Annotated in this window: 18 protein-coding genes; 11 read left to right on the top strand and 7 right to left on the bottom strand. The window is 47.0% G+C overall.

Going from position 1 to position 20,086, the window contains the following annotated elements; translation table 11 throughout:
- The first annotated feature begins 7 nt into the window (after window positions 1–7).
- Complete coding sequence (locus tag ACOQOZ_RS19360; protein ID WP_420589794.1) at window positions 8–1,162, top strand: glutathione S-transferase family protein; 1,155 nt, start codon at window positions 8–10, stop codon at window positions 1,160–1,162.
- Between the two features lie 21 nt (window positions 1,163–1,183).
- Here ACOQOZ_RS19360 and ACOQOZ_RS19355 read toward each other — a convergent pair whose 3' ends face one another.
- A complete protein-coding gene (locus ACOQOZ_RS19355) occupies window positions 1,184–2,941 on the bottom strand; it encodes an aldehyde dehydrogenase family protein (RefSeq protein WP_420589793.1) in 1,758 nt (585 codons plus the stop codon).
- Between the two features lie 194 nt (window positions 2,942–3,135).
- On the opposite strand from ACOQOZ_RS19355, the gene ACOQOZ_RS19350 reads away from it, so the two are divergent.
- From ACOQOZ_RS19350 to ACOQOZ_RS19335, 4 genes are all read left to right on the top strand, one after another.
- The gene (locus ACOQOZ_RS19350; RefSeq protein ID WP_420589792.1) at window positions 3,136–4,335 is read left to right on the top strand and encodes a hypothetical protein; all 1,200 of its coding nucleotides are present in this window, start codon (window positions 3,136–3,138) and stop codon (window positions 4,333–4,335) included.
- A 15-nt stretch (window positions 4,336–4,350) separates the two neighbouring features.
- Entirely contained in the window at window positions 4,351–5,352 is a 1,002-nt protein-coding gene (locus ACOQOZ_RS19345) for a DUF6976 family protein (protein WP_420589791.1), read from the top strand.
- A gap of 106 nt (window positions 5,353–5,458) precedes the next feature.
- Window positions 5,459–6,319 carry a Tim44 domain-containing protein gene (locus ACOQOZ_RS19340; protein ID WP_420589790.1) on the top strand — a complete coding sequence of 287 codons (861 nt, stop codon included), beginning with the start codon at window positions 5,459–5,461 and terminating at the stop codon, window positions 6,317–6,319.
- Between the two features lie 415 nt (window positions 6,320–6,734).
- Window positions 6,735–8,267: an OmpP1/FadL family transporter gene (locus ACOQOZ_RS19335; RefSeq protein WP_420589789.1), complete on the top strand. Its 1,533-nt coding sequence runs from the start codon at window positions 6,735–6,737 to the stop codon at window positions 8,265–8,267.
- 20 nt (window positions 8,268–8,287) lie between these two features.
- Here ACOQOZ_RS19335 and ACOQOZ_RS19330 read toward each other — a convergent pair whose 3' ends face one another.
- Window positions 8,288–9,487, bottom strand: a complete 1,200-nt coding sequence (locus ACOQOZ_RS19330; protein WP_420589788.1) for an MFS transporter — start codon at window positions 9,485–9,487, stop codon at window positions 8,288–8,290.
- 98 nt (window positions 9,488–9,585) lie between these two features.
- On the opposite strand from ACOQOZ_RS19330, the gene ACOQOZ_RS19325 reads away from it, so the two are divergent.
- Window positions 9,586–10,461, top strand: a complete 876-nt coding sequence (locus ACOQOZ_RS19325; RefSeq protein ID WP_420589787.1) for a LysR family transcriptional regulator — start codon at window positions 9,586–9,588, stop codon at window positions 10,459–10,461.
- A gap of 3 nt (window positions 10,462–10,464) precedes the next feature.
- Here ACOQOZ_RS19325 and ACOQOZ_RS19320 read toward each other — a convergent pair whose 3' ends face one another.
- A complete protein-coding gene (locus ACOQOZ_RS19320) occupies window positions 10,465–11,169 on the bottom strand; it encodes a transglutaminase domain-containing protein (protein ID WP_420589786.1) in 705 nt (234 codons plus the stop codon).
- Window positions 11,170–11,295: 126 nt separating this feature from the next.
- Window positions 11,296–13,239, bottom strand: coding sequence for a methyl-accepting chemotaxis protein (locus ACOQOZ_RS19315; protein ID WP_420589785.1), 1,944 nt, complete (start codon window positions 13,237–13,239; stop codon window positions 11,296–11,298).
- Between the two features lie 177 nt (window positions 13,240–13,416).
- Between ACOQOZ_RS19315 and ACOQOZ_RS19310 the strand changes: the two genes are divergently transcribed.
- The 5 genes from ACOQOZ_RS19310 to ACOQOZ_RS19290 all read left to right on the top strand — a co-directional run bounded on the left by ACOQOZ_RS19310 (window position 13,417) and on the right by ACOQOZ_RS19290 (window position 17,345).
- Complete coding sequence (locus ACOQOZ_RS19310) at window positions 13,417–14,586, top strand: aspartate aminotransferase family protein (RefSeq protein WP_420589784.1); 1,170 nt, start codon at window positions 13,417–13,419, stop codon at window positions 14,584–14,586.
- Between the two features lie 6 nt (window positions 14,587–14,592).
- Window positions 14,593–15,507, top strand: a complete 915-nt coding sequence (argF, locus tag ACOQOZ_RS19305) for an ornithine carbamoyltransferase (protein WP_420592435.1) — start codon at window positions 14,593–14,595, stop codon at window positions 15,505–15,507.
- Between the two features lie 117 nt (window positions 15,508–15,624).
- The gene (locus ACOQOZ_RS19300; RefSeq protein WP_420589783.1) at window positions 15,625–16,590 is read left to right on the top strand and encodes a hypothetical protein; all 966 of its coding nucleotides are present in this window, start codon (window positions 15,625–15,627) and stop codon (window positions 16,588–16,590) included.
- Window positions 16,591–16,762: 172 nt separating this feature from the next.
- Complete coding sequence (locus ACOQOZ_RS19295) at window positions 16,763–17,062, top strand: type II toxin-antitoxin system prevent-host-death family antitoxin (protein WP_420589782.1); 300 nt, start codon at window positions 16,763–16,765, stop codon at window positions 17,060–17,062.
- A complete protein-coding gene (locus ACOQOZ_RS19290; protein ID WP_420589781.1) occupies window positions 17,046–17,345 on the top strand; it encodes a type II toxin-antitoxin system RelE/ParE family toxin in 300 nt (99 codons plus the stop codon). Before ACOQOZ_RS19295 ends, ACOQOZ_RS19290 begins: the two co-directional genes overlap by 17 nt.
- Before the next feature lie 86 nt (window positions 17,346–17,431).
- On the opposite strand, the gene trpC is transcribed toward ACOQOZ_RS19290, so the two are convergent.
- The 3 genes from trpC to ACOQOZ_RS19275 form a co-directional block, all read right to left on the bottom strand.
- Window positions 17,432–18,232, bottom strand: a complete 801-nt coding sequence (trpC, locus tag ACOQOZ_RS19285; protein ID WP_420589780.1) for an indole-3-glycerol phosphate synthase TrpC — start codon at window positions 18,230–18,232, stop codon at window positions 17,432–17,434.
- Between the two features lie 205 nt (window positions 18,233–18,437).
- A complete protein-coding gene (trpD, locus tag ACOQOZ_RS19280; protein WP_420589779.1) occupies window positions 18,438–19,484 on the bottom strand; it encodes an anthranilate phosphoribosyltransferase in 1,047 nt (348 codons plus the stop codon).
- A gap of 15 nt (window positions 19,485–19,499) precedes the next feature.
- On the bottom strand, window positions 19,500–20,084 hold the full coding sequence (locus ACOQOZ_RS19275; RefSeq protein WP_420589778.1) for an anthranilate synthase component II: 585 nt from the start codon (window positions 20,082–20,084) through the stop codon (window positions 19,500–19,502).
- Window positions 20,085–20,086: the final 2 nt, after the last annotated feature.

Raw genomic sequence — 20,086 nt, 5'->3', positions numbered from 1 at the left:
CAGCAGTATGAATAACAATAATCAAAAAGAACTCACCGATGGCCATTCCCCGTATTTATTGTATAAATCGGATATTTCCTATTTTTCCGGGAAAATCGAAGCCTACCTGAAATACAAGGGGATTCCCCATCAGGCTCAGGATATCGACTATTTCAACCTTAATGAAATAGCCCACGCAACCGGGGTTAAAAAAGTTCCGGCAATTAAGACCCACGACAACCTGTGGCTATACGACAGTACGCCGATGATGCAGTGGTTCGAAACTCGTTATCCACAAGTTCCGATATTACCGCAGGACCCGGCACTTCGTTTTTTAACGCTGCTGCTGGAAGACTATGGTGACGAATGGTTATGGCGCCCGGCCATGTGGTGGCGCTGGGTACCTAAAGCGTCGCGCTTATCCGTTGGCTGGGGTTTAGGCAACAGCTTATTTAATCGTTTTATTGCCCGCCCGGTCGGCTGGTATTTTGGTTTTCGCCAGCTCCATGAATGGTTGTGGCATGATGGTGTGGATAAATCGAACGCTGATACCGTTCGCGATATGTTATTCCGTGAATTTGAATTTCTCGAACCGCTACTAGAACAACAGCCGTATTTAATGGGCAGTCATCCTTCTGCGGCTGACTTTGGCTTCTTTGCTTCAATGTTCCGCCACTTTGGTAATGACCCGGTGTCTGCCGAAGTCATGCGCCGCCAGGCACCAAATACTTATGAATGGACGGCCAGATTGTGGAATGCCAAACCTCATAAGCTGGCGTCACAACAACAATGGGCAGAACCTGCTGCTGAATTTTGGCAGCCGTTGTTCAAGCGTATTACTGAAGACTATCTTCCATATCTGCACGCTAACGCCCAGGCCTGGCAACAAGATAAAAAACAGTTCAGTTATCGTGGAAAAACCCTGACGCTGAAGAACACCAAAACCACTCATTACCGGGTGTATTGCTTAGAGGTGCTACAGCAGGAATATGCGAAGCTGGACAATACAGCGAAGCAACGTTTAGAAAGCTGGTTTGGCAATAGTGAATTACAGAAGCAACTTCAAAGACAGGTCATCGAATCCGGCTTAACCCAGGAACTGATTCTTCCGCGTAACCCGGTGACGAATCCGCCCGCCAAACCATCACTAAAAACCTTATTATTTGGCCAGGCCAGGAATTAATCCTGGCCTGAACACCTGATGTCAGTAGGCAATACGTTTAGTGTTTTGCAGATGCTGGTAGCTGACATTATCGCTGACTGAGCCACCACCTAAGGTTCCGCACCCTAACGTCCAGGATAAATTCAGGCCGTTTTCAGCGCCGATACAGCCCTGGGTTCCGGCAGTAGCAACCAATACCCGACTAACCTGAGCAACAATACTGAAGGCATTAATACGCTCTTTGTTCTGACTGTGGATAATAGCGGTATGCCCTTTACCTTCCAGTTCCAGAATTTCATAAACATGATCCAGAGCTTCGCGCTCGGAATTAACGGTCACCAGTGATAACACAGGCGCCAGCTTTTCCCGTACCAGCGGTGACTCAAAATCATAAGCAGCAACGTCAGCAACAATCAGCTTGATGTCATAATCACGCACTACGTTAATCGCCAGACAAATATCTTCTGCCGACTGACCAATAAACTCCGGAGCAATACGACCATTGGCAGAGAATACGATCTCCAGCAATCGTTCTTTCTCTTCTGCGGTTAACAAGGCTGCACCATGCTGGATTGCATGTACTTTAAACTCATCAACAATAGCCTGGTTGACCAGCAGGTTATTTTCACTGCCACACACCACACCATTATCGAACGACTTACTGCTAATGACTTTTTCTGCAGCAACAGCAACATCACAGTCATCACAGATCCATACCGGCGCATTGCCTTTACCCACACCAATTGCCGGTGTACCGGATGAATAGGCACTTTTCACCATCGATGGACCACCCGTCGCGAGAATCATGCTGATGTCATCATGACTCATATAAGCCTGAGTAACTTTGCGATTAGCTGGTAATAAAGGAGTTTGCACCAGGTTTTCAGGAGCACCGGCTTCTTTCAGTACACTGCGAATTAACTGCACCGTGTAATCACCAACATTTCTGCCCTTACGGTGAGAGCTGATCACAATTGCGTTACGGGACTTCAAAGAAATCAGCGTTTTGAAAACAATGGTTTCAACCGGGTTAGTAATTGGAATCATGCCGAATACCACACCAACCGGCATCGTCATCTTTTCAACGCCATTTGCTTCCAGTTCAAGAACACCATTTCCCGGCTTATTAATTAATGACTGAGCCACATCTAATGAACCCAGCTTAATTTTTAACATTTTATGATCAACAACACCCATACCCGATTCTTCGCGGGTTTTTAACGCCAGTTCAGCAGCCTTGTCGTAAATTAATTTAGAAATTTTTTCGATTATTTGATCAACTTTTTCTTCCGGCCAGCTGATAAATTCTTCGTGTGCAGATACGGCTGCAGCAATCTGTTGATCAACCGCGGGCACCTTTGTGCGCAATACCGCTTCATTTTTTATCAGACTTTGATTGTTTTTGAAGCGTTTGATCAGGCTGTTATTGACTAAAGCCAGAAACTCTTTGTGGGCTTCTGTATCGTTTAAAGAAATATTATCGATACAGTCCTGAGTCAGGCAGCGGGTTTTCACCGGAGTGCGCGCAACCGCAGTCACAGAGCGTGTTTCGTTGCTGATAATGCTGATTGCACCAATAACGTCACCCGCTTCATGAGTACTCAGATCGACCATTATTCCCAGGTCGTCATCGTAATATTGTAAGACAACAACGCCCTGTTCGATGTAATAACAATCCGTTGCTTGTTCATTCTGATAAAAAACCACATCGCCATTATCAAATACTTTATCAATAAAATATTTTTTCAGGTTTTCAAAATTATTAATGGTTTCTGATAGGTTTACTGCTGACTCTATCATTTACTACTTTCCTTATAGTCTGGCTTATCAAATAGTTGGTTATTGTGATGAGAACCGTTATCATGCTTACACACATTGAATGTTATTGACAAGAAACTAGTTACAAATTTTTAAAGCTTTGTGACACGCTTAAAATTCATACAGTTTTATTTCACTCAATGCTCACCAGGAAACTTTTTTAGCGGAAGAAATACATGGATAAACTACGTTTAAAGGATGTAGAAAACCTATTAGGGATATATCCTCCTTTCTTCATCAAAGAAATAGGAATCGATGAAAACAAGGAAAGTTGTTTAATCAGAATTGATGAAGAAAACAACAAATCAAAGCTGTCCATAAGGTCAAGATTCAGAGATGACCCAACAGCAAAAACTTATCGATGGAAGCACACTCAATTAGGAAGATTTGCAACTCTGATAGAATTCAGAACAACATCCTCTAATTTCAAACGGTTAACCACTCCCGTTTTCCCCGCCTTTTTAGGCAAACCTGATTCAGAATATACCGCCCAACTTTGTGACTCAGTATTATTAGGACATTCAAAGAAGCTTGATCCGAAAACGATTTCCGAACTGACAGGAAGCCAGGAAGAAATTGTTAAGAAAATAATCCTGTCGGCAGAAAGTGCCAAACTGGACAATCAGGCAAGCAGTTTATTACCACTGGAAACTGATCCGATCTGGATTCGTATTATCAAAAGCGAATTTCCACTTAAAACCAAGTCCAACCCTTTACGTATGTTATTGCATAAGCTCGAGCTGGCTGAGCTTAAAGGTGAAGGATCATTACAGGAATCGGTTTCAACACTGCGTGCATTCTTTATTAAGAATAAGGCACGGTTAAAGTCGGAATATCAGCAAATCGGTGCCAAGACGGATTCTGTGCCACAAGCTCAGTCCCGTCAGAAAGCACTTAAACCCGATCACCCGGTTTGGGAAAGCATTCTTAATGGCAGTGTATCGATTATCTCATCAAACCTGGCATTTAACCTGTACATCACCCGCTTAAAAGATTTGTATAAAGATGACCTTCCGCTTTCAGAGAAGCGCGAAATCGTTATCGATATGATGAAGTATCTGAAAAAGAATATGGCGAATCTGAAAGCAGAACTGCTTTCTATCAAACGCCTTTCTCAGAGCCTGGAACAGGAAAGCCGTGGAGCCGAAATTCCCGATGCCCGTCACAGCATCTGGCTCGACATTCTTGACGATAAAGTCAGCATTAAAACACAACGTATCAACCTGAGTTTATTGCTGGTGAAGATTAAGAGCCAGCGTGGCCAAATCAGCAATGAAAAATGTGCGGAAGAATTACGTCAGTTCTTCGTTGAAAACCAACGCACAATGAAAACGGAAGTTGCACAGATTAACCAACTGGTACGCCAGGCGGTTTAACAGGATTTAGAAGTAATGAGCAAAGTTAGTATCCGTTCCGAGTTATTGGACCTGGAAACCCTGATCGAAAGAATCAATCAACGTGATTACCTGGTAATCGCTGCTGATGAAAAAGTATTATCCCAACTGCCAAGCGGTAACTGGATTGCAGGCACCATCCCATACTTTATGGGAGAAGACGGTGGCGAGGTCAGCCAGAACAAAGCGTTCGTCAATACCATCGAAGGCGTCAGCGGCAATAACCCACCACGCATCACACCTTACGATGTGCATTCTATTGAAAACATTGCCAGTGACGCACCAGACAATGGTTTCACCATTACCATTTTACCGGCGGGCTCCGATATCCATATTAATTATGCTGATAATGCGCCGTCGTTCCCGAATATGTTCTTTACTCCGGTCGTCGGCTGGATTGCTGGCTCTCACCTGGCAGAAGCAGACGCCACCGCCAAAGTTGGCTTTGGTACAGCCAGCATGCTGATGGAAGATAAAGGCATCGCGATGCATGTGCCGCTGCCGGAAAATCAGTTCGCCAATATTAATATTGTGAACTTGTTCCAACAGGGTAGTGGTGCAGAAATCAAATTCCCGCAGAGTGGCTTTAACGTTAACAACTGCGAAGTCGATGGTCAGCCAACCAATCTGGCCAGCTACCTGAAAGAACACAACATCGACACCCGCCTGCCTCTGGTAGCCGATTACAACGGTGTAAATGTGAACGTGTCGATTAAGGAAGCCGGTTCCGATTCCGTGGATTTATACGCTCCGGTATTTGAAGGCGTGAGCTATCGTTTCGCCAACCCGGTTGGTGATTACGTTGCCAGTCTGGAAAGTGCCATTGCCACGGAACAAACTGACCAGGCCGCTTTGTCGTTTAACTGCATTCTTAATTTCCTGTATGGGGAACTGGAGAGCCGTAAAACCTCAACACTGACCGGGCCATTCACCTTCGGTGAAATTGCCTATCAGCTGGTGAATCAGACACTGGTTTACCTGACTCTCGAAGAAGCCTGATTTACCGAGTTCTTTTCGTCAGCTTCTTCTGGCAAAAGTATCACTGCCTGGGTTATCAGGCAGTGATATACTCCCTCCATCAATAACACTAACGATGGATGCCTTGATGAAAGCCTTTCTGACCTTTCTGACTTCCTTTTGTCTGATCTTTGCCTTTGCTGGTGAAGCACACGCCAAACGTTTTGGCGGTGGTGGCGGTTTTGGTAAGAGCCATAAAACCACGCCATTTTTTAAGAAAAAATCTGAGCCACAAAAACAGCAACAGCAAGGCCAGAATGCTGCACAGAAAAAACGCGGTGGCATGATGGGTGGTTTACTCGGTGGCTTGTTGGCCGGCGGTCTGTTTGCAGCCTTGTTAGGAAGCGGAGCATTTGAAGGTATCCAGTTTATGGACATTATTCTGTTCGCCCTGCTGGCCTTTATTGCGCTCAAGATATTCCGTTCAATGGCAGGTGCCCAACGTCAGCCCGCGGTTCAGGGAGCAGGTTATGGCCAGCAACCGCAGCAGCGTCAAAGCTTTGAAATGCCAAAAGATTCTCCGGCAGCAGGTCATGCTTTTGATTCAACACCAGCGCAGGAAGAATCGCCTTACAACCTGCCACAGGGTTTTGATGCCGACGGTTTTGTTCAGGGTGCACTGGAACATTACCGCACCGTTCAGCAAGCCTGGAACGACGGTAAGCTGGAAGTCATCGAAGAATACGTATCTGCACCACTGTTCGCTGGCCTGAAGCAACAACGCGAACGTCTGATGGTGCCGCCACAAACTGAAATCCTCGATTTAAATGCCGAAATTGTACGCGCCGACCAAAACGGTTCGGTGGCGGAAATCAGCGTATTGTTCCGCGGTTTGTGCAAAGACGAGCTGGAGAAATCCGAAGACGGTATTTTTGATACCTGGCACCTGGAACGTGACACTGCAGTTGAAGGTTCAAGCTGGGTGATTGTCGGAATCGAAGCCGAATAAACACTTACGTTCGACGCATCATCACCTGGTCGGCACATCGCAGGCTGGGTGACTTGCGGTTATCAAGTTGAGCTGCCCTGCTACTGTCTACCTCCTTTTACCTGCCTGCTACCTACCTCCTTGTCCTCCTGACTGTTACCCTGTTCTCCCGTCGATTGCGCTGCCCTCTTCTCTTTTTGGTAGCGATACCTTTCTTCCGGCATCCGATACTCCCCAGACAAGCCAAACATCTGGTTTTCCATGGAAAAATCCCTCCCCCGAGTCATGCCTTAATTTCAGCTTTGTAATTCCATAAATTACACAAAAAACACAATTAGTTACATTTTGGCGTAATTCATCCTGACATAATCCGCCACCCTGGCGCTCCATCTACGCCATTTTTATTACAAAAACAGAAATACCCAAGGATCACTTTATGTTGAAGCAAAGCTCAGTATTGGCTGCGGCTGTTATGCTTGCGTCCCAAAGCATGGCATCCGGTTTTAAAATCAATGAACAGGCTGCCAGTGGTGCTGGCCGCGCATTTGCCGGCAGTGCAGCTGTCGCTAAAGATGCCTCTGTTGTCTTCTTTAACCCGGCAGGTATGAGCCGCCTTGAGCGCTCCCAGGCATCATTCGGTTTCACTTATCTGAACCTGGACGGCGAATTCAGCGGTGAGCGCATCGACGGTGCTGGCATGAGCAGCAACCTGCCAAAAACCGCCCAAACACCATTTGGCGAAGCGGGTGTTTACAACGACGGTGGTAACTTCCTCGACAATAAACTGATTCCATTTGGCTACTACGTTCATAAACTCGACGACAAAGCAGCTGTTGGCCTGGGTATTTTTGCTCCGTTTGGCACCTCAACCAATTACGACCAGGGCTCACTGGCCGGTGGTTTTGCCGATGAAACACAACTGTCGGCTATCGACATTCAGCCAACCTTTTCATACCAGGTAACCGACACCTTCTCGTTTGGTGTGGGTATCGACATCGTTTATGCCAAAGGTCTGTTAAGCAAAGAGCTGGATCTGGTGCCATTAGCCGGCGCTTACAAAGCGGCACAAGCAGGCCAGCAGATTAACCCGGAAGACTACCGAGGTTACGAGAACAAGTTTGAAGTATCCGGTGACGACATTGGTTACGGCTGGAACTTCGGTCTGATGTGGGACGTTACACCAAGCACCACACTGGGTTTTGCTTACCGCTCAGATGTGGACTTTGAACTGGAAGGAAAATCGAAGTTCGAGAAATCAGAAGGTGTCGTGGCTTACTCGGCTTCTTCCAACAAAATTGTGCCAGCCGATACTGACGCAGCACAAACCGAACTGAACGCACTGCGCACAGCCATCGCTGGTTCTCCAAGCACCACACCGCTGAATGCCGCAGGTCAGCCAGCAACCGGGAAAATTGAGAAGCAGGATTCCCGCGTACCATTAACCGGTCCACGTTCTGCGACTATCAGTGTTGCTCACGACTTTAACGATCGTCTGCAGTTACTGGCAGGTGCCACCTGGACTGACTGGTCTTCATTTAAGTACTTCGACGTAATTGCTACCGATGAAGGCGTTATTGATGACATCGCGGGCCTGGGTGAAAACTACATCGGCCACATCGTAGAAAAATGGAACGACACCGTTTCTTACTCGGTTGGTGCCGAATACCTGCTGAACGAAGACTGGACGCTGCGTACCGGCTACGCCTTTGATGAGTCGCCGGTTAACAGTGAACACCGTACCGCTCGTGTACCGGATAATGACCGCCAGTGGTTAACAGCCGGTGCAACTTACACGCTGAATAACCACTGGAGCTTCGACGCCGGTATCGCGTATTTATTCATCGATAAAACCAAGATTGATGAATACAACTACGACCTGAATGACCAGCAAAAAGGCAAAGACAACCTGAAGGGCGAATACGATGTTAACGCTCTGGGCCTGTCCTTCCAGATGAATTACCGTCTGTAATTCTGGTTGCCCTTAGTCGTTCAGAAAGCCCGGATTTTTCCGGGCTTTTTTGTCAGCTGTGCCAGGTGCAACGCCAGCATCAGCGTTAGTAACAACACAAGCAACGAGCCAATTACCACGCCACTCCAGCCAAACGGCTGCCAGAATATTCCCAGATAAGCGCCTCCAACACTGGCACCGCAGTAATAGCTGACGAAGTACAAAGCGCCGGCACTGGCACGATGTTGATCACTGCAGCGACTGACCCAACCGCTGGCGGCGGAGTGAGCGGAAAAAAATGCCAGTGCGTTGAGTAATAATCCCGCGATAACCACCACTAATTCAGAACTCAGCGTCAGCAATGTCCCCAACATAAACAACAGAATGGCCAGCGCCATCAATGCCGGAGGAGACCAGCGCCTTAATAAGCGGCCGGAATACGCAGCCCCAGCAGTACCGGATAAATAGGTGAGAAATAACAGTCCCAACCAGCGACTGTCTAACTCATACGGCGTGGCACTCAATCGGAATGTGATATAGCTGTACTGATTCAGAAACACCATAAAGTTAAGCCCACCGATCAGGTAAGCAGGCCACAACAGCGGATTCTGGCAATGACTCAGGTAGTTGCCAATGATCCGGTTAAGGGATTGCGGTTGAGATTGAAAATGACGACTTTCAGGTAGCAGCCAGATAAACAGCAGCAACAGCACAAAGCTGAAGCAGGCCATCAGAGCAAAGGTATCATCCAGCCCGTACAGGTCCGTAATCAGGCCTCCGAATAATCGTCCACCGATACCGCCTAAGCTGTTGCCACTGATGTAGAGCCCAACCGCGGCCGCCAGCGCTGCCGGTGACATTTCTTCCCCCATGTAAGCCATCGCAATAGCTGGTAGTGCCCCTGCGAAAAACCCGGTCATCGCCCGTAATGTCAGCAGCTCAGTGAAACTATCGGCCTGACTGACCAGGCCGGTTGAGGCACAGATTCCAGCCATGCTGACAATCATCAGCCACTTACGCCCAACCGCATCCGATAAAGGCCCAATCATCAACAAAGCCAGCGTTAACGCAGCCGTACTGACACTTAATGCCAGACTCGCCTGGGCGCTGCTCAACGCAAAATCCTGTGCCAGTACCGGCAACAAAGGCTGAGGTAAGTACAGATTGGCAAATACCAATAAAGATCCAATCAGAAGTGCTATCGATGCACGCCAATAGCGGCGACTGCCTGCCTCGATCATAACGCCCTCTTTATCCACAGTTAAAACCGGTTCGAGGGTAGCAATCTCAAATGAATCAGTTAAATATATAGTAATCACTATATCCATATACTTTTCTTATGAATCTGAAACAGCTGAAATATTTCGCCACCATTGCTGAGCTCGGAAGCTTTACCCGGGCCAGCGAACAGCTGCACATCGCCCAACCGGCGTTAAGTATGTTGATCCGAAAACTGGAGGAGCAGTTGCAGCTCACCCTGTTTCACCGTCATGACGAGCGCATTACCCTCACAGATGAAGGACGACGACTGCTGGCTCATGCCCGACGTATTGTTCAGGCAACGGACGATGCATTAATTGAGATGCAGGAATTAAAGGGGCTGGAGAAAGGGGAAGTCCGGGTTGGCATTCCCGGTATGCTGGGATCGTTTTATTTTCCGCCAATACTGATGGCGTTTCGCGAACGTTACCCCAACCTGCGATTGGAGGTCATTGAAGGCGGCGTTTGGGAACTGCAACAATTATTAGAAAAAGGCGATATTGACCTGGCAGTTGTTGCCGAAGCTTTTCTTCGCCCGCAGCTGGAAGCCGAAGTTTTTTTACACGAACAAATGAAAGTAATACTGGCGGAAGATCATCCGTTAGCGAGCAAAAGCAGCATCAGTTACGACGAATTTTTTAGTCAGGAACTGGTGCTTTTTAAGCCCGGTTATTTTCACCGTAAACTGGTCGACCAACTCGCCAGCGATGGCCAATATCAACCGGTAATTGGTTTTGAAACCAACCTGATTGCATTAATCAAAGCTATTGTTCAGCGCGGCTATGCAGCGTCAACACTGTTGGAAATGGTTATTCAACCACAAGACGGCCTGGTCGCCCGACCGTTTTCCAAACCGGTTGAACTGAATCTGGCATTAGCCTGGCGCCGCGACGGTTATCTCAGTAAAGCCAATCGTGCTTTTGCTGAGTTTGTTCTGGAACACGCCAAAAAATAGCGCTCAGACTTCCGCTTCCAGCGAACGCCCCTTCATCTGTTTTTCCTGCAACGCTTTCACCAGATGGGGGTAGGCTTTATCCACAGACTCCACGATAAAATCCATCGGTACATCGGCGAAGGTGCCATGGTCAGCAAGGTATTCCATATGTTGTCCGCCGTTTTCGTCGAATTCCTGGAAGATAGAATCGTTGTAACCATCAAATTCCAGTACATCAACTTTCATTAAACGGCACAATCTTTCATTAAAAGCAGGCGTGGCTTTTACCCAATGCATTTCACCTTGCTGATCCGGTAAATACAATTCAATAAAACCGTGCATCACAAAAATATCGCTACGCAGGAAATCGATTAACTGCTGCGACGATAAATGATTTTTTACATCGGCTAATCCTAAGCGCGATGGAATACTGTATTTACGCGCCAACGCACCTAATAACACCGCTTTTGGAATGCAATAACTCTGGCCGTCTTCAAGACAATAACTGGCCGACAGAGTTTTCGGGATAATCTGGAAAACGTATGGGTTATAAAGAATATCATCGCGCACACCGAGGTACAGTGCTTTGGCTACGGCAATTTTGTCATTCAGATCCACATATTCAAGCAGCTTATCGCCATAAGCACTGACTTGAGGATTATCGAAATCGAAAAATTCCGTCGCTTGCAGGTAGTCGTTCAGAGAGTCGTTTAACTGGTCGCTGGTCATACGTTTTCCAGATCATGGCAGGTGTCAGGCAAACCTTAACAGGCAAAATCCGGGATAAGAATGGCTCAGCAGAGCAAGATAATTGATCTATCTGATCAGCACGATGGCCGATCAGATAGCTTGATTTCAGACGTTAAAACGACTGACCATAGAGGATAACTCACCAGATACACTGCTCAGACTTTCAGCACCCGCTTTTAACTGCTTAGAACTTTCGCTGGCATTCACAGCTTCGTTATTAATGCTGATGATATTTTGATTGATTTCCTCCGCAACCAGATGCTGCTCTTCAGCTGCGGCCGCAATCTGAGTCGCCATATCACGGATGCGAGAAACCGAATCCTGAATCGAAACAAATACATCCCGTGTTTGTTCAGTTGCATCAACCGTTTCGCGTGAATGCTCAAGACTGCTGGCCAATTTATCCGATACGGCACTGGTACGGCTGATCAGGGATGTAATCATAGAATCAATTTCTTCCGTCGATTCTGCTGTACGGCCCGCCAGTGTACGCACTTCATCGGCAACCACAGCAAAACCCCGTCCCTGCTCACCGGCACGTGCGGCTTCGATTGCTGCGTTTAATGCCAATAAATTCGTTTGTTCAGCAATTCCGCGGATAGTATCGAGAATGGTCGTGATATTTTTAGATTCTTCAGCCAGTGCGGTCATAGCCTGGTTTGAATCTTCAATAACCCGTTCAAGCTGCTCAACCGATCCGGTCGTTTTCTGAATAAAGGTTTGCCCCTGCTCCACATGATGCTGGCTCTGGTCTGCTGCCTGCGCCGTTTCGCTGCAGTTTTTTGCCACCTCATTGGAGGTAGCCACCATTTCATTAAATGCCGTTGAAACCTGCTCAATGGCGTTGGATTGTTGGTCGGAAATATTCATCAGCTGATCAGAAATATTACGGCCACCCTGAGACTGTTTCTGAACATCCACTGCACGTTGATTAATATCAGATACCAGTGAATGAATCATGGTGACAAAACGATTAAATGCAGACGCCATTTGCCCCGATTCATCATTGCTGACTACTTTCAGGCGGCGCGTCAGGTCTCCTTCCCCAGAAGCAACTTCTTCCAGGCCTTTGGTCACAACCTGAATCGGGCGAGAAATCAGGTTACTAATCCACATTGCCAGCACAGCAAAAGCCGCCAGCAGCACCAGTGCGATAACAATAATGGTATTACGCAAACGAGCCGCACTGGCAAACACTTCATGCTCAGGAATAACACCCACAAATTTCCAGCCCAACTCTGGCGAGGTATAAACCGTTGCAAACCATAATTCGCCATTCAAAGTCACTTCAAGCAGTCCACTGGCATTAAACAGCTGCTGGTAAACGTCGCTCACCTCGTTCACTTTTTGAAAATTGTTTTCAGGAACACCACCATCGGCTAAAACGGTGCCGGTTTCTTCTATCAGAATCAGATATCCTTGCTCACCAAAATGCACCGATTTCACCATTTCAGTCAGCTTTGCCAATGTAACATCCACACCCACAACGCCCGTCAAACCACCGTCAGTCGTAAAGGTATGCAAATAATCCAATAAGGGAGCACCTGTATTCAAATCTTTATAAGCAGGTGCACGAACTGGCACGCCGGGGCTTTCTTTCGCAGTAATATACCATGGGCGTTTACGATGATCATAATTGCCCATTTCGCCTGCCGGCCACTGTATATAGCCCCCATCATCCAACCCTAGAAAAACATAAGCCAGGTCGGGTCTTGAATTTCCGAAGTCATCCATCAGGGCAAAGGCTAATGCCTCAGGACTACCCTCACGTTGGGCGAATGTCATCTTAGGCGCATCAAGATAGCGAGTAACATTACTGTCAAGCCCTTTGATCGCCTGGGTACTGGCCAGAAAAGCTGCATCCTCAGCAAGGCCATTCAGATAAAGACTGAATGCCTTATCGATATGGCGAATTTCAGCATTACTGCGATTTTCAAACTCTCTGACCGCACTGTCCTGCAGCTCAAGCACAGCCAGCATGGTAATGACCGCTAACGGGATGATGACCGCTGACAACATGGCAGCAGTTAAACGAGTACGAATATTCATAGTGATCTCACACACAACATTTTGATTAAGATTAGTCTGTTTTTTGGTAAACAAAACTATCAATACTGATGAATATTCGACCTCTGGCGTATATTTACAAAGCCCCTTGCCTTCCGTATTATTCGTCCTCCGAGGGCAGCAACAGCTGCCTTTTTGCGTTTTTAAGGATTCAAACCTATGCATGCCATCATGAACACCTACGGGCGTTTACCGGTGACTTTCACTTCTGGCCAGGGCAGCTGGCTGAACGGTGAAGATGGAAAGCAGTATCTGGATGCACTCAGCGGAATCGCTGTGTGTGGTCTGGGCCATGCTCATCCTGCAGTTACCAAAGCGCTGTGCGAACAAGCAGACAAGCTTATTCATACCTCCAACTTATACGGTATTGAACGTCAGCAAGCACTGGCGGAAGCACTGCGACGCGTGTCTGGCATGGACAATGTGTTTTTCTCCAACTCAGGTGCTGAGGCTAACGAAGCGGCGATTAAAATCGCCCGTAAATACGGCCACGATAAAGGCATTCATGAAGCCAAAATCGTGGTGATGACTCAGTCATTCCACGGCCGTACTCTGGCGACTTTGTCGGCCACCGGTAATGCCAAAGTGCATGAAGGTTTTGGCCCGCTGGTCAGCGGTTTTGTCCGTGTACCCTACAACGATATCGCAGCACTGGAAGCTGTGATCAAAGCCGATCCACAAATTGTTGCGGTATTAATGGAACCGGTTCAGGGCGAAGGTGGTTTAGCGACCGCTTCTGCTGACTATTTGCATGCGGTACGTGCACTGTGTGATCAGCACGAACTGTTAATGATGCTGGATGAAATCCAGACCGGTAACGGTCGTACCGGCAGCTACTTCTGCTACCAGCAATTTGGCTTTATGCCGGATGTATTAACCACCGCCAAAGGCCTGGGTAACGGTGTACCGATTGGTGCCTGTTTAGCACGCGGCAAAGCGGCAGAGGTTTTACAGCCAGGTAATCATGGCTCTACCTACGGCGGTAACCCGCTGGCCTGTGCTGCTGCTTTTACAGTGGTTGAAACCATCGAACAGGACAAGCTGAGCGAACACGCCGCAGAAATGGGCGAATATTTACGCGCTCAATTTACTGAAAAACTGCAAGGCACGGGTAAATTAAAAGAAATCCGTGGTCGTGGTCTGATGATTGGTCTGGTGATGAACCAGGATTGTCCACAGCTGATGGCTCAGGCCGTTACCGAACAACAGTTATTAATTAACGTCACGGCGGGCAATGTGATTCGTTTATTGCCGCCATTAAATCTGAATAAAGAAGAAGCCGATCAGATTGTTGAACGTGTCGTAGCTTTAGTTTCGACACTCGGCTAAGAGAGAATTATTGTGAGACATTTTTTAACCCTGCTGGATCTCTCTCCGGAAGAATTAGACTGGGTAATTAATCGCGCGATTGAGCTGAAAAAAATTCACCGCTCCGGCGAGATTCATGAGCCACTAAAAAATAAAGTACTGGGCATGATTTTCGAAAAATCATCGACCCGTACCCGTGTATCCTTTGAAGCGGGCATGGCACAGCTGGGCGGCAGCGCGATTTTCTTATCGCCACGTGACACTCAGTTAGGCCGTGGTGAGCCAATCGAAGACAGCGCACGCGTTTTATCCCGTATGGTCGACGTGGTGATGATCCGTACATTTGATCACGAAACCGTCGAGCGTTTTGCCGCGTTTTCTCAGGTACCGGTAATTAATGCCTTAACCGATGACTTCCACCCATGTCAGCTGTTGGCCGATGTACAGGCCTATGTTGAACACCGTGGCAGCATCAAAGGTAAAACTGTTGCCTGGATTGGTGATGGCAATAACATGTGCCATTCCTACATCAATGCCGCACGCCAGTTTGGCTTCACCTTAAACGTTGCTTGTCCGGAAGGTTTTGAACCTGCCGAGCATCTGGTGAACGAAAACGCTGATCGTGTAAACGTAATGCGTGATCCGAAAGAAGCGGTTAAAAACGCTGACCTGGTAGTGACCGACGTTTGGGCTTCTATGGGTCAGGAAGATGAGCAGGATGATCGTCTGGCTAAGTTCCAGGATTATCAGGTTTCTCCTGCTCTGCTGGATCTGGCGAACGACGACGTTGTCTTTATGCACTGTTTACCAGCACACCGTGGCGAAGAAGTCAGCGAAGATTTGCTGGACGACAAACGCTCTGTTGTTTGGGATGAAGCGGAAAACCGCTTACACGCTCAGAAAGCTCTGCTGGAGTTTTTGCTGTGCCAGGAAGAAGAATAAAATTTCTTACTGCGCTAGTTGATACAGGAAACCGGGCTCTTTAGCCCGGTTTTTTCTAATTGGCTTACTGTTCTTTCCTCGAAAAATGACAAAGAGGGTTAACGACGGATAATGATTATGATGCAAGAAAAATGGAAAGGTCTTGTTTTTTTGGATGTCAAAGAGGATCTAATCGAAAACGACACCGATTTAGGCCATGGCCTTTTACTCAGAAAAGCAACCATGGAAGAGCTATCCAATGAAGGTTCTGAGTGGCATTTTAGATCCTTCTCAGAAAGGAGAGGAACGCTTGGTCTCCTCAATCAGCGCCTTCCCCTAACTGGCAATCGACCAGGTGGGCATCCAATTTCAGACCCAAGCCAGTGGAGGCATGCAGTTATTGAATGCTCCGACCCGAATCTTTTCTACTGGAATGTAAACATCGCTTTTTCAATAGCTGAAGTCGATTTGCGAATGGGTTACGTTACATTAGAAAGCGGCGCAACAAGCACACCATACTTGGAGTTCAGCATGCTGAACATTCGCAATTCTCTTGGAGCGATGTTTGTCGATCATGAATTGCCGTCGGCGTGCAAAGTTAACTTGCTAAAAAAAGATCTTAACTTAATCATCCCAAAACTAAATATGGAATTCCCCAGTGAAGTTAGAAAAATTATTTCACTGTACTTATCCCTAGACAATTTGCCTGACTCTTCACCATTTAAAGTTTTGGGTTACTTTTCAGTAATCGAAGGCTTGCTATCCCACTCCCCTCAACCAGAAGATAGGATGGACTCTATCCAACGTCAGCTAATCAGAAATATAAATCTTCTTAACAATCGTTTGAAACTAATAGATAGGGATATTAACTTTTCTGCATTTGGTGAAACGAATATCACAAAAGTGCTTAAGCTACTTTACGCATATCGCAGTGCTGTTGCTCATGGTGGAAAGATAGAAACTCCTATCAAAGCTATAAGTAAGCTCCGTCAAACCAAAGAAGAAACTGACCACCTGTGGGTTCACGACTGGTTAAGACTTATGACAAAGAGATTGATACTGGCAGCAATCATCGAACCAGAACTGGTCATGGATTTAAAATAGCTAATAAGCATGGTGAAAATCTACTCAGCTATCATAAAAAACAACTTCTTCAGTTCTTCGCCCGGCTCTTCAGCGCGCATAAAGACTTCACCGACCAAAAACTTTCAAGCTGACATTCTCGCTATCCCATCCCACAGACTTGCTCATTTCTTAACCATATGAAATGATCATAATGATCAATTTAATCATTCAGGTTGCACGCATGACCACTTACACCGCTACAGATGCCAAACGCGAGTTTGGCGAGGTACTGCTGAAGTCTCAGAGTGAGCCTGTCAGTATCACCCGTAATAACAAGCCAGTAGCTGTTGTTGTCTCAGAAAAAGACTATCAGGAGCTTAAACGCCAGGCTTTACAGGCTGCACTCATAGAGGGCGAGCAAAGTGGAGATGCAGGAGTGCTTGATATGGAAGCCATCAAGCAAAAAGCCAGACGGAAGGCGGAATTAGTTATAGATGCTCAGGATTCATAAACAAACCAAAGCCGAAGAAGACCTGGTCAACATCTGGCTTTATTCCATGGAGCATTGGGGAGTAGTTCAGGCTGATCAATATCTGGATCAACTGAATACAGCGCTGACCTCTATTTCAATCAATCCTGAGATTGGTATCGATTGCTCCGAATTACGTGCAGGATATCGAAAGTTACACGTCCGGGAACATTACATCTTCTACCGGCTTAACCGAGACTTCATTTCAGTTATTCGTATTTTGGGCGATGAAATGAATTATCAGCCGATTCTGGAAAATGATTAACAGGGTTATGAAATGTCGCGGACAGGGTCCGCTCCTACGGTACAAATATCTTGTAGGAGCGGACCCTGTCCGCGACCATAAAAAATTTAGAAAAACAACTTCTGCAGCTCTTCACCTGGCTCTTCAGCACGCATAAAGGCTTCACCGACCAGGAAAGCATTCACGTTATTATCACGCATCAGCTTCACATCATCCGGAACCAGAATACCGCTTTCAGTGACTAACAAGCGGTCAGAAGGAACCTGATCCAATAAGCCCAGCGTGGTATCCAGCGTCAGCTCAAACGTATGCAGGTTACGGTTATTGATACCCACTAGCGGTGTCGACAGTTTCAGAGCTGATTGCAGCTCTTCGCCGTCGTGTACTTCTACCAGCACATCCATACCCAGCTCTTCTGCCAAACCAGCCAGATCCTGCAGCTGCATATCGCTCAGGGCTGATACGATCAGCAGAATACAATCAGCGTTTAGCAAACGCGCTTCATATACGTGATACGGGTCAATCAGGAAGTCCTTGCGGATAACCGGTAATGAACAGGCATTACGGGCAGCGATTAAATAATCTTCATGGCCTTGAAAATAATCGCGATCGGTTAATACCGATAAACAAGCCGCACCACCCTTTTCGTAGGATTCAGCGATTTGCTCAGGAACGAAGTTTTCACGCAGCACACCTTTGGACGGTGACGCCTTTTTAATTTCAGAAATAACCGCTGGCAAGCCTGCATCTACTTTCGCTTTCATGGAGCGGTAGAAACCGCGCAGCTCGGAGGGATCACGATCAGCCGCCTGTGCCTTAATTTCTACTAAAGGTGCAGTTTTGCTGCGCTCTGCAATTTCCTGTTCTTTGGTCGCCAGGATCTTTTTTAAGATGGTTGGTGTGTTCATTATGTTCTGCTCTGTTTCGGCAGTTAATTTTTAAAGTGTTTCGAAACCTTTTGAGTCGACTCAGGTTTCTGTGGAGGGAAGCTATTTGAATATTTTCACAGCAGCCGCATGGATGCGGCGGTAGGATCGTGGTTCATGGACGAACTTTCGATCCTGCGACTGAAAATAATCAGATGGCTTCGCTCGTTCCGGTCTGACAGGCTAATCAGCCCTGACCGTCTTCAGCAATATATTTCGAGAAGCTTGCCAGCTCTTTAATTTTTTCCAGCGCCATACCGCTATAAATTGCGTCTTCCGCCATATCAACGCCGTCTTTAAAGCTTACCGACAAACCGGCAACATAAATCGCGGCGCCGGCGTTAATCGCCAGCATATCTGCAGCTTTTTTACCGGCATCAGTATCACGCTTGCCTAACGCATTTTTGATCAGGGCTAAACTTTCATCAGCGCTATCAACACTTAAACCGGTTAAGTCCTGACGCTCAAGACCCACATCTTCCGGCTTAATTTCGAACTCGCGAATTTCGCCATTTTTTAATTCACAGGCGTACGTTTCAGTCGCCAGAGAAATTTCATCCAGACCATCTTTGGAGTGAACCACCATAATATGGCCTGCACCCAAACGCTGTAATACTTCAGCAACCGGACGCACCAGCTCTTTACTGAAAACACCAATTAACTGGTTTTTAACACCCGCCGGATTAGTCATAGGACCCAGCACGTTAAAGATGGTACGCAGACCTAATGCTTTACGCGGGCCAATGGCGTGTTTCATCGCGCTGTGATGCTGAGGAGCAAACATAAAGCCCACCCCCAGCTGATTAATGCATTCAGCAACTTGATCAGAGTTTAACGCCAGATTCACACCGGCCGCTTCCAATAAATCAGCACTGCCGGAACTGGAAGAAACACCACGGTTACCGTGTTTAGCGACGTTACCGCCAGCCGCTGCAACAATAAACGAAGACGCAGTAGAGACATTAAACAGGTTAGCGCCGTCACCGCCAGTACCCACGATATCAACCGCATTATCAGCTTCGACTTTTACGCCACTCGCCAGTTCACGCATTACCGTTACCGCACCAACAATTTCGTCGATGGTTTCACCTTTCATTCGCAGTGCAACCAGAAACGCGCCGATTTGAGCATCGTCACATTCACCGGTCATAATCTGGCGCATAACGGCCGTCATTTCTTCGGTGGCTAAATCCTGCTGCTCAACCACACGGGCCAACGCTTGTTTAATATCCATGTTATTCCCCTGTGATCAGATTTTGGTTTTTAAGAAGTTCGCCAATAAATCATGGCCATGTTCGGTCAGAATAGATTCCGGGTGGAACTGCACACCTTCGATGGCCAATTCTTTATGACGTACACCCATAATTTCTTCCATACTGCCGTCTTCATTTTCAGTCCAGGCAGTAATTTCCAGACAATCCGGAATAGTATCTTTATCGATGACCAAAGAGTGATAACGGGTAGCGTTATAACCTTCGGTTAATCCGGCAAACACACCTGAATCTTTATGATGAATCGGCGAGGTTTTACCGTGCATCACCCGACCGGCGCGAATAATATCGCCACCAAATGCCTGGCCAATACTCTGGTGACCTAAACAAATACCAAGAATCGGTAATTTACCGGCAAAGTGTTTAATCGCCGCCATGGAAATACCCGCTTCATTCGGAGTACATGGCCCTGGCGAAATCACTAAATGATCCGGATTTAATGCTTCAATTTCTTCGATGGTAATTTCATCGTTACGGAACACTTTTACATCAGCGCCCAGCTCAGAAAAATACTGAACCACGTTGTAGGTAAAAGAGTCGTAGTTATCGATCATGACTAACATAG

The sequence above is a fragment of the Bacterioplanoides sp. genome (assembly GCF_965219715.1).
Classification (GTDB): domain Bacteria; phylum Pseudomonadota; class Gammaproteobacteria; order Pseudomonadales; family Oceanobacteraceae; genus Bacterioplanoides.
The sequence above is the reverse complement of the archived record's forward strand: the minus strand, read 5'-3'. Positions and strand labels throughout refer to the sequence as shown.